The following is a 14,318-nucleotide window of genomic DNA, read 5'->3' as shown; positions in this document are numbered from 1 at the left end:
AAAATTTCATTGAATTCTAAATTAGAAAATACTAATTTAACGGCAATCTGTCGTTGACTGGAGTCTTGCTGATGAAACGGATCCTGATTGTAGGCGGTGTGGCCGGTGGTGCCTCTGCGGCGGCCAGAGCCCGCCGTCTGAGCGAAGAAGCGGAAATTGTGATGTTCGAGCGGGGCGAGTTCGTCAGCTTCGCCAACTGCGGGCTGCCTTATCACATCGGTGGCGACATCCCCAACCGGGATGCCCTGCTGTTGCAGACCCCCCAGAGCTTCAAGCGCCGCTTCAACGTGGATGTACGGGTCTTTCACGACGTCATCGAGATAGACAAGGCCGGCAAGAGTCTGCTGGTGCGCAACCTGCTGACCGGCGAAGAGCGCCGTGAAGCCTATGACGTGCTGCTGCTGAGCCCGGGCGCGGCTCCCATCCGGCCTCCGTTCCCCGGTATCGACAGCCCGGGTGTGCACACCTTGCGCAATATTCCCGACATGGATCGCATTCTGGCGGCGCTGGCGCACGATCAGCCGCGCCATGTCACCGTGGTAGGGGGCGGTTTCATCGGGCTGGAGATGATGGAGGCGTTGCACCAGCGTAAGCTGGCGGTCACCCTGCTGGAGCTCTCCGATCAGGTGATGGCACCGGTGGATAAAGAGATGGCCAACATGCTCCATGCCCGCATCCGGGAGGAGGGGATCGATCTGCGTTTGCGCACCGGCCTCTCTGCCATCGAGAGCCTGGATGTGCCAGCCGAGAAGACCTCGGCGGTGGCGACTGCGCAGCGGGGCGGACTGCGGCTGACCCTGAGCGATGGCTCCCGGCTCGATACCGGCCTGCTGATCCTCGCCATCGGCGTCAAGCCCGAGACCCTGCTCGCCGCCAAGGCGGGGCTGGAGTTGGGGCCGCGTGGCGGCATCAAGGTGGACGCCGGCATGCGAACCTCGGATCCCTTTATCTATGCGGTGGGGGATGCGGTGGAGGAGACCGACTTCGTCACCGGCGAGTCTGTGTTGATCCCGCTGGCGGGCCCCGCCAACCGGCAGGGGCGCATCGCCGCCGACAACATGCTGGGGCGCAGCGAAACCTACAAGAAGACCCAGGGCACCGCCATCTGCAAGCTGTTCGATCTGGCGGTGGCCAGCACCGGTCTCAACGAGAAGCGGCTGCTGCAGCTGGGGCTGCCGTTCGAGAAGGCCTATGTCTACCCGGGCAGCCACGCCGGTTACTACCCCGGTGCCCACCCGGTCAGCCTCAAGCTGCTGTTTGCCCCCGATGGCAAGATTTACGGCGCCCAGGCCATCGGCAAGGACGGGGTCGACAAGCGCATCGACGTGCTGGCGGTGGCCCAGCGCGCCGGTCTCACCGTGTTTGATCTGCAGGATCTGGAGCTCACCTATGCGCCGCCCTTCGGCTCGGCCAAGGACGTGATCAACATGGCCGGCTTCGTGGCCAGCAACCATTTGAAGGGGGATACCCTGCTCTGCCACGCAGCTGAGGTCGAGGCCCGTCACCCCCATCAGCAGGTGCTGGACGTGCGCAATGGTCCCGAACTCGACAAGCTGGGTCGCATCCCGGGCGCCCTGCACATCCCCCTCGATGAACTGCGCGGCCGGCTCCATGAGCTGCCCAGGGATAAAGAGCTGCTCATCAGCTGCCAGGTGGGCTTGCGCGGTCATGTGGCCTGTCGCCTGCTGAGCCAGCACGGCTTCAAGGTCAAGAACCTCTCCGGCGGCTTCAAGACTTGGCAGATGGCCACCGCCGAATAGCGTTGGCCGAGGAGGGCATCAGGGGCAATGCCAGCCAAAGGCCACTCGGGAGAGTGGCTTTTTGTTTTCATTGCTTAACGGATGGATGGCTAGTGCGGCGTGTTGCCCAGTTGCTTGCGAACATGGTGTTGCAGGATCGCCAGCATGCAGGCACCGGAGAGGCCTATCATCAGGGCGCCATTGACCGCCTCGAGCGGCCCGAGCAGCTTCCACTGCGCACTCATGACGATGTCGCCATAGCCCAGGGTGGCGAAGTTGACGCCTGAGTGATAGACGGCCTCCTGCAGCGTGTTGAACTCGCCCAGCCACAGGAACAGGGCGCCCCAGATGCCGATCTGCACCAGGTTGCCCAGCATCACCAGGGTGATGATGCCAAACAGCGCCAGCACCCCGGCCAGCATGCCTTCCCGTTCGCTGAACCGCTTGACGTAGAAGCGGATGCACCAGACGGACATCAGGGATTGCAGCAGCATGTTGGCCAGGATCACCGGGATGCCGACCAGAAAAATGGAAAACATATCACTCTCCTATTGATGCTTGTGTCAGTGGTCGGCCGACGGGCCAGCACTGTTCAAGCAGCCAGATACAGAGCCAGCCGTAGCTGGCCACCAACAGATAGAGGCCGCAGCGCATCGCGGCTGCCAGCCAGACATCCTTGCCGATGGCACTGTCCTCGATCGCCGGACCAAACAGGATCAGCGCGGTGATCCAGGCGTTGCTCCAGAACGAGGGGGGAAAGCGACTTGGCACCAGTCGCACCAGCCGTCTTGCCAGCCAGAGGGTCATCAGGACCAGCAGCAGCACCAGCATCAACAGCGAGGGCCAGAGGCCGAGTCCCTGCCAGAGCAGGAACGCCAGCAGGGCGCCCGTCAGGGTCGACAGCACCAGCTCCTTGCCCGCCTCTTTGGCAGTGAGCGAGCTGCTCTGCTGGGCCAGCATCACCGTCTTCATCACTGCCGGGATATAGAAGGCTGGATTGCCGAGCGCCAGCAGCCACACCGGCAGCACGATGGCCACGGCCCGTAGCGCGAGTCGCTCCGGACGTTCGGGGCGCTGAGGCGTGGCCCTAGTCTGGGTTCCCGTCACCGGCTGGGGCGGGAACAGGCTGTGGGCCAGCCGGTTGACCAGGGTGCCTATCAGGATCCCCAGCGCCATCAGCTGGGCAAGGGCGATGGCAAGTGCCTGCTCGATGAGGCCGGCCACCGGGAGCACTGTGATGGCCGTGATGAGCAGCATGGCGGCCGCTCCCTTGCCCGTCAGCGCCTGTTGCATCAGACCATGGAGCAGCAGTGCGACGAGCAGCACCGCCGCCAGCGCATAGTGGGTCAGCAGGGGCACCAGCAGCACGCCGCCGACCATCACGGCCAGCAGCAGGGCGCCACCCAGCAACCCTTTGCCAAGGCTGAGCGGCTCGCCGGGGCGACACAGCACCACCCAGGCCATGATGACACCGAGGTGGGGCATGGGCAGCGCCAGCCCGTAGCAGATCAGGGTTGCCAGTGCGATGCCGGTGCCAATGCGCAGTACTGTCCTGTCGGCGTTATGCATGGGTGCCTCAGTAGAGGAAGGAGCAGAGGCTCATCAGCCGGATATGGAGCGAGCCCAGCAGGTTCATCACCCAGCTGCCGCCGGCATTCCCACCGGTATAGACCAGCACGTCGGCCTGACCGCCGACCCGCAGCGCCTCGACCGGGGGGAAGTCAGCGGCCTTGAAGGCGATCTTGACCGGGAAGCGCTGAGCCTGGCGCAGCCAGTCGCGGTTGTTGTCCACGCTCGGCAAGGTGCCCGCCGGTTGACTCTTGCCGTCGCTCACCCCGTAGCCGATGCTGTGCACCTCCCCCTCGAACAGGCGGCCGGGCAGGCTGTCGAGCAGGATGGCGACCCTGTCACCGGCGTGAATGTTGCCGAGGTTGTTCTCCGTCAGATCCGCCGACACCCAGACGTCGTGGATGGCGATCAGGGTCATGGCCGGGGCACCGGCGCCGATGAACTGGCCTGCATCCGTGTGAAGATCCGTGATGAGACCGCGGCCCGGTGCCACCACCCGGGTGTTCTGGCGATCCAGCTCGGCCTTGTGTACCGCCGCACGGGCGCTGAGCAACTGGGAGTTGTGATCGCCGCTCGCCCCGGCGGCCTCGATGGCGCGGCGCACGTCGGCCTGGGCTGCCGCCACCTGGCTCCTGGCCGTCTCGCGGCTGGCCTGGGCCACCTCGAGGCGACGTACCGAGATGGCGCCCGGATCTTCCCGATAGAGCCGCTCCTGCCGTTCGGCGTCCTTGGCCGCGTTGTCGTAGGCGGCGCGCATGGCCATCAGGGCCGCTTCGGCCGCCTTGACCCCTTCGCTATTTGCTCTGACACCGCTCAACACCGTCTGGTAATCGGAGCGCGCCTTGGCCAGCGCGATGTCATAGGGTTCGGCATCGATCTCGAACAAGGGGGCGCCGGCTTCCACGTCCTGATTGTCGCGTACATATACCTGCTTGATCTGGCCGGATACCTCGGCGGCGACGGGAACCACGAAGGCCTGCACGCGAGCCTGGGAGCTGTAGGGGGTCAGCCGGTCAGCCAGCAGATACCAGATGAGCAGCAGGAGGATGAGTACCAGCAACCCGAGCGTGGCGCGGCGGCTGGCCTGGCCGGGGGAAGCGGAGCTGTCAGTCATTCGAGGTTACCTTTCGGGCAGAGGATGAGGGGGGGGCGGCGTCGAGCTGCGGGGCCCAGTCGGCGCGCTGGCGCAAGCGGGCTTCCACTGCCGGGGTGACCAGAGGACGTTCTCGCCCCTGTTCCCAACCACCACCCAGTGCCTTGTAGAGGGTGATGAGGTCGCGCATCCGGGCACCACGGCTGTTGACCAGCCGCTCTTGCTGATTGAACAGGGCGCGCTGGGAGTCGAGTACCCGCTGGAAGTCCGCCATCCCCTCGCGATACTGGGTGTTGGCGATGTCCAGAGAGCGGCGGGCGGCCTCGCCGGTCTGGGTCAGCAGGGCGATCTCGTCCTGGCCGTTGGCGTAGGCCACGGCCGCGTCGTCCACCTCTCTGGCCGCTTTGAACACGCTGTCGCGATAGCGTTCGTGCAGCTGCTGGAAGCGGGCGTCCTGCACCAGGATCTGGTTGCCGAGCCGCCCCTGATCGAGCAGGTTCCAGCTCAGCGACGGCCCGGCGGCCCAGGAGAAGGTGCCGCTCTCCCCGCTGGTAGCGCTGATGCCCAGGGTACCGAGCAGGGTGATGGAGGGGTAGAGTTCGCTCTCGGCCACGCCGATCAGCGCCGACTGGGCGGCCAGCTGTCGCTCCGCCACCCGCACATCGGGGCGACGGCGCAGCAGATCGGCCGGCAGTTCGGTGACCAGTGCCAGCTCGCCCCGGGGGATCTTGCCGGTATCTGCATTCATCTCGGGCAGGGGCCCCGGGGCTCTGGCGAGCAGGGTCGAAAGAGCATTCTGGCTCTGGCGCAGGCTGGTTTCGAGCTGCGGAATGCCGGAGAGGGTGCCCAGGTACTGGGTCTTGGCCTGCTGCACGTCCAGTTCGGCGCTGTTGCCGCTCTTGAACAGCCGTTCGGTGATCTCCAGGCTGCGCTGCTGGATACGCGCATTCTCACGAGCGATCTGCAGTCTGGCCTCGACGGTGCGAATGCTCACATAGAGCTGGGCCACCTGGGCCGCCAGCAGGACCTGGATGTCATCATATTGCGCCAGGGTGGCGAAGTAGTTGGCATCCGCCGCCTCGATCCCGCGCTGGAACTTGCCCCAGAAGTCGAGTTCCCAACCGAGGTTGAAGCCGGCGCCATAGCTGCTGCCCGAGCTGCTGTGGCCGTTGCGGGTCTGGCCCGCCTGCAGCAGCTCGGCGGTGCCGATGGTGGCCTGGGGGCCGAGCAGGCTCTCGGCGATGCCGAGCTGGGCCCGGGCCTCGAGGATCCGCAACCCCGCTATCCGCACATCCGGGTTCTTGATAAATGCCTCTTCCACCAGCGTGCTCAGCACGGGGTCGTGCAACCGGGTCCACCACTGGCGATAGTCGGTGGCCGAAGATACCTGCTGGCCCGTGCTGGCGGGGTGCCAGCCGGCCATCTCCTCGACGCGGGGCGCCTGATAGTCAGGGCCAAGCAGGGTGCAGGCACTCAACAGCAGGCATACGCCCCCCGTGAGCAGAGGGCGCATGGTATGACGCTGGACGGCCATGGGGCTATTTTTCCGCAGTAGCCAGACCTTCGTTGACCCAGGCCATGAAGATGCGATAACCGATGGAGAGCAGGGTGGCCCCGATGAACATGCCGAGGATGCCGCTGGTGGCCATGCCGCCAAGGGCCCCCAGCAATACTACCGGCATGGGCGCATCGACCCCGCGCCCGAGCAGCAGCGGTTTGAGCACGTTGTCGGCCATGCCGGCGACGATCAGCAGGACGCTGTAGAAGATGTTCAGCAGGGTGCCGTGATCGCCTGCGCTCCACATGTAGGCGATGGCGGGCCCCGTTACCAGGATCATGGGCACCTGGGCGATACCGAGGATCAGCGCCAGGACGAAGAAGATGCCGACCGCCGGGATCCCTGCCAGCATCATGACGATCCCCGCCAGCAGGGCCTGGATGAAGGCCACTCCGATGACCCCCATGGCCACGGCCCGGATGGTGCTGGTGCACAACTTGGTCAGCGACAATCCCTTGCGTTCATCCGTGATGCGCATGGCGATGCGATCGGCGCTCAGGGCGCCCGGAGCCCCCCAGGCCATCATGATGCCGGCCACGATGAAGGAGACGACGAAACCCAGCAGTCCGCCCCCCATGCTGGCCAGCATGCCGACCACCTGCTTGGCGAGATCGCCGAGTTGCGGCTTGTAGCTGATGAGGAGGCTGGGCAAGTCCACCGATGCCTTCAGCCAGAGGGCGTGGAGCTTGGTGCCGATCAGCGGGAGGCTGGCGATGTCGGCGGAAGGCGCCGGGATCTGCAGGGTGTTGCTGTCCATTCGCTCCATCAGGGCGCTGACGCTGTCACCCAGGGAACTCAGCATGGCCACGGTGGGAACCACGATCAGCAGGATGCCCAGCAAGACCAGCAGGGTGGAGGCCCGCCCCTGTTTTCCCCCCAGCCGCACGGCAAAGCGCTGGTGGAGAGGATAGAGAGTGACGGCCAGGATCAGGGCCCACAACATCATGTTCATGAAGGGGGAGAACACGGTGAAGCAGAAAGAGCCCAACGCCAGGATCAGGCCGAACTTGATGAACATATCCAGGAACCGGGCAACCAATCGCTTTTCGACGATGGACAGATCGTTATTTTCCATTCTGGTATGACTCCAACGAGGGACGAGCACACAACCGTGCTTGTCTGACGTGAAGGACTGCCCAGCAAGCGGGTTGTACGGTAATAAATAGACTGAGTTCAGAGTGTAGGGGGTATTTCGAGGTTGCCCCCGGTTTATTTGTTGTGCCGACAATCCATGTTTAATAAATATTTAACTGATTGATATCTGGTCGATTGGTTCAATGGCGCTGATGAGGCTGGGTAATAAGGAGTCTGATCACCTGCGGCACCAGAGAACAGTTGTTTCCAGTCTAGTCAGCAGCCGGAAAACGGGGCGGATTTGCCTATATAAAATAGCGTCGACAGCGTGCGCAGTAGAATGGCGGATATTGCGGCCCTGTCATGGCTGGATATTTCTGTTGCCACAGATGGCGGTGATGAAGACGTGTCCGCAGCCAGATGCTCGATGTTGACAGTTGGACATTGACAGGAAGCATGCTGACGGCGTCCATGTGTTGATGTGTACCAAGCCGGTGCTTGTCATATTTTGAAACATGTTTTCCGCCGGTTTGCCGTTACAGATTAAACCCCGGTACAGCTTGCGGTGGTTATAACCCTGTCAACGTGAAGACAATACCGCCATTGGTAGGGTAGGTCTCACTGCGAACACTAACCGGCTTGTGGCGACTCGAACGCAACTTATTTCTCGCTGAGGTTGTTTGCCTGTGCCATGCTGGCAATCGCCATCCAGGGCGTTGCTTGGCGCGGGCTACCAGCACTGGCATCTACACGTGTCTTCCGCCCTTGACGGTTCACCCCGTTTTCATCTCATGCAAGGGGATCTGAATGAACAAATCCACATGTTGCCAGGGGCTCTCCATCGCCGCCATGCTGGCCCTTTCCTCGGCCATCACGCCGGTAACGAATGCAAGAGAGAGTTTGCCGACGCAGGCCCATCTTCTCTCCAGCCAGCTGCTGACCCAGCTTAATGATACAGTGGCAAGTGACAGCGAGCGTCTGATCGCGCTTTACAAGGACTTGCACCAGCATCCCGAAATTGGCTACACGGAGGTGCGCACCGCCGGTATCGTCAGTCAGCAGTTACGCGAGTTGGGGTTCGACGTCACCGAAGGGATCGCCAAGACCGGGGTGGTCGGGGTGCTCAGAAACGGGGACGGTCCGACGGTCTGGTATCGGGCTGACATGGATGCGCTGCAGGTACGGGAGGCGACTGGGTTCGATTATGCCGCCAAGACCAAACAACGCCTGGCAGATGGCAGCGAGATCGATGTGATGCATGCTTGTGGTCACGATGCCCATGTCACCTGGTTGCTTGGCATGGCCAAGGCCATGGTCGCGCTCAAGCCCGCCTGGTCAGGTACCCTGGTGGTATATGCCCAGCCTGCGGAAGAGCCGGGGACCGGGGCGCAGAGTATGGTGGATGACGGTCTGTGGCAGCGCGGTTTCCCCAAGCCGGATTACGCCTTTGGTGCCCACGTGGTACCTGGCCCCACCGGGCTGGTTGCCAGCGCGGCGGGAGTGCGGATGGCGGGGGTCGATCAGCTCGACATTACTTTTCACGGGGTAGGCGGTCACGGTTCGACCCCCGAGCTGACGCTGGATCCCGTGGTGATGGCGGCCCAGGCTGTGCTGGCCTATCAGACCATCATCAGCCGCAATCTCGATCCCCAGCAACCAGCGGTGCTGACGGTGGGTGCCATCGAGGCGGGGCGTGACAACAACGTGATCCCGGCCAGTGCCGTGCTCAAGCTCAATCTGCGCTGGTTCAGCCACGAAGTGCGTGAACTGCTGCTGCGGCGTATCGACGAGGTCAACCGGGGCATCGCCATCGCTGCCGGGGTACCGGATGACAAGTTGCCGACCCGGCTGATGAAAGGCAGTGCCGGTGCCGTGGTCAATGATGCCGAGTTGATGAGCCGAGTCACGCCTGTCTTGCGTCAGCTGCTGGGGGAGCAGAACGTGATCAGTGATTTCCCCTCTGCCATGGGCTCAGAAGATTTTGCCGAAGCCTTCAAGGGGATGAATGTCCCTTATGCCTATCAATTCATCGGAGTGGCACCGCCCGCGGTATTTGCCAAGGCCAGGGCGGAGGGAAAAACCTTCCCTTATGGGTTGCACAATCCCGACTTCTTCGTGGATCTGGCCGCCATTCCGGTCGGGGCCAGGGTCAATACGGCGACCGCGCTTAGCGTACTGGCCAAATCGGCGGGTCCGGCACAATAGCTGCGTTGAGCATTGACTACGGGTAAATAAAGGCAGGGTGTCTCGCGAGAGCACCCTGTTGTCATAGTGGCAGTTACCTCCTGTGTTGTCGCAAACATGGCAATGAGTTTTGTGTCAAGCGAGCCTGATCCCTTATCCTGTTGGCTATTGCGCTGCACTGGCAGCGAGCCAATCAGGGATGACATTTATGCGCCGCGTCGACTCTCACCCTCGCTTCTCTTGTTCCTCACCGCAACAGATGACCGCCCCGGGGCGCCGCTGGCCAGCCCTGCTGCTGGCGGGATTCACGGCACTGCTGCTGAGCGGCTGCGGCCCCGACAAGCCTGTGGCCAATACACCAACTACTCAACCCGCTGCCGGGCAGGAGGCTGGGGCGCCGAGTTCAGTTGTGCAGGCCAATGCCCGTCAATATCGCGATGCCCCGGCGCTGGCGCTGGTCTTCTCCGGCCCCTTGGCACCCAAGGCGAACTGGCAGAGCTGGCTTTCGGTCAGTGAGGGGGGCAAGCAGGTGCAGGGGGAGTGGATCCTGGCCGACGATGGCCGCACCCTCTATTTCCCGAACGTACAGCCCGACAAGAGCTATGAGGTGAGCCTCAAGGCGGGGCTGGGCCCATCCCCCCAGAGCTGGACTCTCAAGACCCGGCCGCTGGAGGCGGGGGCTTCGTTTACCGCCAGTGGCATGGTGTTGCCGCTGCGCGACGAGCTGCGCCTGCCCATCAGCGCGGTCAACGTGGACGAGGTCAATATCGATTTCTTCCGGGTCGATGCGGAATATCTGCCCCGTTTTCTGGCCGAGTATCGTCCCGGTGCCGGCATGGGCAACTGGGAGCTTGAACAGATCACCAAGCGGGCCAAGCGGGTGTTCAGCGGCCGCTACGCGCTGGAACTCGATGCCAACCGGCGCGAGACCCGCCTTATCAATGTGAAGGAGCCGCAGCTGGCCGAAGCTGGCGTCTACTTTGCGGTGATGTCGCCCCTTGGCAACTACGACTGGCGCAAGGAGACCACCTATTTTGCGGTGAGCGACATGGGGCTCAGTGCCCGCCGTTACCGCGATCAGCTGGAGGTGTTCGTCAGCTCCCTGGCCAGCGCCGACCCGCTCAAGGATGTGCAGCTCTCCCTGCTCGACGAGAAGGGCAACCGGCTGCAGGTGCAAACCACGGATCCGCAGGGCCATCGCCGCTTCGATCAGGTGCAGGGGGCTCGTCTGCTGCTGGCCGAGCAGGGCAACCATCTGGCGGTGCTGCGCCTCGATGGGGCGGCGCTCGATCTCTCCACCTTCGATCTCGGTACACAGCCCTGGCAGGCCCAGCAGCTCTATCTGTTCAGCGGGCGCGACCTCTATCGCCCCGGCGAGCGGCTCGACAGCGAGATCCTGCTCAAGGGGCAGGATGGCCAGCTGCTGCCGGGCATGGCGGTGGAGCTGGAGGTGAAACAGCCGGACGGCCAGCTGCTCGAGCAGAAACGGCTGCTGCCGGACAACCTTGGCGCCGCCCATTACGGCCTGCGTTTGCCTGACGATGCGCCGCTCGGGCGCTGGACCATCAACCTCAAGACCGCCGCCGGTAGCCGCTTCGAGTGGCCTTTTCTGGTGGAGGAATTTCTGCCTGAGCGCTTGAAACTGCAGCTTGGCAAGGGGCCGGATGGGGAAGTCATGGATCTGGACGCCGCCCTGACGTTGCCACTGCAAGGCGACTATCTCTACGGTGCGCCGGCGAGTGCCACCAAGGCCAAGGCGGAGGTAAAGATCAGCCGCGCCACCATGCCTTTTACCCAGTGGCAGGAGTTCACTCTGGGTGACGTGCTGCTTGCCGAGCAGGCCAAGGATCTCGAGCCTCTCAATCTCACCCTCGATGCGCAGGGGCAGGGGACTTTTTCGTTAGCTGATGAGCTCGATGGGGGGGGCGCCCTCGGGCCGCTGGAGGTGGCCTATCGGGTGTCGCTCTCCGAGCCCGGCGGCCGAGCCGTCAATCGCAGCCGCACCCAGTATGGCTGGCCCGCGGGCAGCCAGTGGCCGGCGCTCAAGGCCGACTTCGTGGCGGATCGGGTAGAGGGGGGTAAGCCGCTCCCCTTTCAGATCCTCAACCTCGATGACAAGGGCCAACCGGTGGCGGGGGCGGTGAAAGTGCGCCTTATCAACGAGTACCGCGACTACTACTGGCACTACGCCGATGGCGAGGGGTGGAAGTACGAGTTCAACAGCCAGCCCTATCTGGAGCAGGAGCAGACCCTGCAGCTGGATGGCAAGGGGCCGACCCCGCTCACGCTGCAACTGGCGGCGGGCTGGTATCGGTTGGAGGTGGAGAACAGTCAGGGCCATCAATCGAGCCTGCGGGTGGAGATCGGCAGTTACGCCTGGGGCGGTGGTGGCGAGCAGGCGCGGCCTGACAAGATTGCCATCACCCTCGACAAGCGCGCCTATCAGGCGGGTGACAAGGCCAAAGTGACCCTGGTGGCCCCGCGCCCCGGCAAGGGCTTGCTGCTGGTGGAAGATGGCGACGGCCTGCGCTGGTGGCAGCGTATCGAGCTCAAGGGGGCCGGTGGCGGTGCCAAGGATGCCCGTGGCGAGTTCGAGATCCCGGTCAGCCCCGAGTGGCAGCGTCATGACCTGCATATCTCGGCCCAGATCGCCGCGCCAGACAGCGCGTCCAAACCGGCTGGCAAGCAGCAGGGGCAGACTCTGCGCTCGGTCGGGCTGGTGCCGCTCACCCTGGATCGGGAAGCGCGCCGTCTGCCGCTTACCCTGAGCGCGCCTGATAAAGCGGTGCCGCTCACCCGACTGGAGGTGACCGCCACCTCCACCCCCAACAGTCAGGGGCGGGTGGTGCTGGCGGCGGTGGATCGGGGCGTGCTCAACATCAGCGACTACCAGCCCCTCGACCCGTTCGAGATCTTCTTTGGCCGCAAGCGCTTCGCCCAAGATTTGTTCGACAACTATGGCCAGGTGATCCCGCCGCAAGATGGCAAGCTGGCCCGCCTCAACTATGGGGGGGACCGGGCGCCGCTGAAAAAGGGCGGCGCGCTGGAGAGCCGGGTCGAGATCGCAGCGCTGTGGAGCGGCGAGGTGAGTTTTGATGAGAGCGGCAAGGCGGTGATCCCGCTCGATCTACCCAACTTCAACGGCGAGCTGGCGCTGATGGCGCTGGCCTGGAACGAACAGCAGGTGGGTGAGGCCGAGCGCGCCATCAAGGTGGTGGCGCCCCTGGTGGCCGAGATCGGCTGGCCGCGCTTTGGCGCCAGAGGGGATGAGACCCGGGCGCTGGTGCAACTGCGCAACATGAGCGGTGAGGATCAGACCCTCTCCCTTGTGTGGACTCTCAATGGCGGGCTCAAGGCACACGGCGAGCTGCCCGGCACCCTTTCCCTTAAAAGCGGCGAGGAGCAGTGGCTGACCCTGCCGCTCACCGTGACCGGGGCGAGCGGCGTGGCAAGCCTGCAGTTGGTGGCCCGCGGCAAGGATTTTGCCATCAGCCGCGACTGGACTCTGCCATTGCGCTCCCCCTGGCCTGCCGAGACTCGCCAGCGCTACCAGATGCTGGCCCCCGGCCAACAGATGGCTTTTGCGCAAGGTGAGCTGGCTGGGCTGGATCGCGCTAACCTGCAGGGGCTGCTCAGCCTCTCCGGCACTCCCCCTTGGGATCCGGCAGCCCAGTGGCAGGCGCTGGCTGACTACCCCTACGCCTGTCTGGAGCAGACCTTGTCCCGTGCCTGGCCTTACTTGCTGACCACGGCGGATGAGCGCACCGCCTGGAGCAAACCCATCGATGGCAACAAACCGGCGAGCGAGGCGGATGTGCAACGCGCCCTGCTGCAACGGCTGCAGCGGTTGCAACTGCCAAGCGGCGGCTTTGGCCTCTGGGATGGTCGCTCCGACGAGGAGCAGTGGCTTACCGCCTATGCCGCCGACTACCTGCTGGCGCGCAAGGAGGCGGGCGACGCCGTGCCGGAGGCGATGCTCAATCAGGCGCTGAACCGGCTGCAAAGCTATCTCACCGACAGCCAGTATGGCGAGCGCTGGAGCAGTGCCCCCGAGCACAGCCGGTTGGCCTATCAGGCCTACAGCGCCTATGTGCTGGCCCGGGTGGGCAAGGCGCCGCTTGCTACCCTGCGCCTTGTCTGGGAGCAGCAGGCCGATCACGCCAGATCCGGTTTGCCGCTGCTCCACCTCTCGCTGGCGCTCTCGGCCATGGGGGATGAGCAGAACGCCGCCAAGGCCCTCAGCCGGGCATTGGCGACCGAGCGCGGTGACGACTATCTGGGGGATTACGGCTCGCCGCTGCGCGACCAAGCCCTTGAGCTCTCCCTGCTGCGCCAGCACAAGCTGGCTGCGGAGCGCTGGCCAGCCCTCAGTGCCAAGGTGGCCGACACCCTGGCTCACCGTCAGTGGCTCAGCACTCAGGAGCGGCTCGCCTTGCTGCGACTCGCCCGCTTCGATCCGGCCGTCGACTGGCAGGCCAGGGTAACTTCCTCTCTTGGCAGTGGACCCCTGAGCGGTTCGGCTCCGCTGCAGCAGGGCACCCTCGAGGCACTGGCGGCGAGCACCGTCACCAACGAGGGCAAGGGCTCGCTCTATGTGCAGCGCACTCTGGTAGGTTACCCCGAACAGGCTCCTGCCCGGTTGAGTCAGGGGATAAGCGTGACCCGCAGCTGGTTCAACAGCGACGGTCAGCGTTTTGACCCCGCCAAGGTGAAGGTGGGCGATCTGGTGGTGGTGCGGCTCAACGTCAGCAGCGAATCGGCGGTGCCCGATGCCCTGCTGGTGGAGATGGTGCCCGCCGGCTTCGAGCTGGAGAACCCGGCGCTTGGCAACAGCATCAAGCTCGAAGAGCTCTCGATTGAAGGGAAACCGGCGTGGCAGAGCGAGTGGAACGACTACCTCAAGCATCAGGAGTTTCGCGACGACCGCTACACGGCGGCGCTGGATCTGAGCGAGAGGAGCAACCAGCAACTGGTCTACCTGATGCGGGCGGTGACGCCGGGCCGCTATCAGGTGCCGCCGACCCAGGTGGAGGATATGTACCGGCCCGAGCTGCGGGCCGTGGGTGAGGATATCCATGAGGTAACGATTTCTGAGTAGCTG

Annotated in this window: 8 protein-coding genes; 3 read left to right on the top strand and 5 right to left on the bottom strand. The window is 64.1% G+C overall.

The window, feature by feature from the left end; genetic code table 11:
• Positions 1-71 precede the first annotated feature (71 nt).
• The gene (locus OKB87_RS07840) at positions 72-1,760 is read left to right on the top strand and encodes an FAD-dependent oxidoreductase (RefSeq protein ID WP_270827062.1); all 1,689 of its coding nucleotides are present in this window, start codon (positions 72-74) and stop codon (positions 1,758-1,760) included.
• A gap of 89 nt (positions 1,761-1,849) precedes the next feature.
• On the opposite strand, the gene OKB87_RS07835 is transcribed toward OKB87_RS07840, so the two are convergent.
• From OKB87_RS07835 to OKB87_RS07815, 5 genes are read right to left on the bottom strand one after another with little or no spacing between them, the layout of a single operon-like run.
• The gene (locus tag OKB87_RS07835; RefSeq protein ID WP_016350335.1) at positions 1,850-2,278 is read right to left on the bottom strand and encodes an ion channel; all 429 of its coding nucleotides are present in this window, start codon (positions 2,276-2,278) and stop codon (positions 1,850-1,852) included.
• 1 nt (position 2,279) lies between these two features.
• Positions 2,280-3,308: a hypothetical protein gene (locus tag OKB87_RS07830; RefSeq protein WP_270827061.1), complete on the bottom strand. Its 1,029-nt coding sequence runs from the start codon at positions 3,306-3,308 to the stop codon at positions 2,280-2,282.
• A gap of 7 nt (positions 3,309-3,315) precedes the next feature.
• Entirely contained in the window at positions 3,316-4,422 is a 1,107-nt protein-coding gene (locus OKB87_RS07825; protein WP_270827060.1) for an HlyD family secretion protein, read from the bottom strand.
• Entirely contained in the window at positions 4,415-5,935 is a 1,521-nt protein-coding gene (locus OKB87_RS07820; protein WP_270827059.1) for an efflux transporter outer membrane subunit, read from the bottom strand. The genes OKB87_RS07825 and OKB87_RS07820 overlap by 8 nt, the downstream gene beginning before the upstream one ends.
• Positions 5,936-5,939: 4 nt before the next feature.
• Complete coding sequence (locus OKB87_RS07815) at positions 5,940-7,034, bottom strand: AI-2E family transporter (RefSeq protein WP_270827058.1); 1,095 nt, start codon at positions 7,032-7,034, stop codon at positions 5,940-5,942.
• 806 nt (positions 7,035-7,840) lie between these two features.
• On the opposite strand from OKB87_RS07815, the gene OKB87_RS07810 reads away from it, so the two are divergent.
• Both OKB87_RS07810 and OKB87_RS07805 read left to right on the top strand, forming a co-directional pair.
• Positions 7,841-9,238, top strand: a complete 1,398-nt coding sequence (locus OKB87_RS07810; RefSeq protein WP_024943695.1) for an amidohydrolase — start codon at positions 7,841-7,843, stop codon at positions 9,236-9,238.
• 187 nt (positions 9,239-9,425) lie between these two features.
• Entirely contained in the window at positions 9,426-14,315 is a 4,890-nt protein-coding gene (locus OKB87_RS07805; RefSeq protein WP_429075710.1) for an alpha-2-macroglobulin family protein, read from the top strand.
• Positions 14,316-14,318: the final 3 nt, after the last annotated feature.

This window comes from Aeromonas sp. Y318-1 (genome assembly GCF_027706125.1).
Taxonomy (GTDB): Bacteria; Pseudomonadota; Gammaproteobacteria; order Enterobacterales; family Aeromonadaceae; genus Aeromonas; species Aeromonas hydrophila.
The sequence above is the reverse complement of the archived record's forward strand: the minus strand, read 5'-3'. Positions and strand labels throughout refer to the sequence as shown.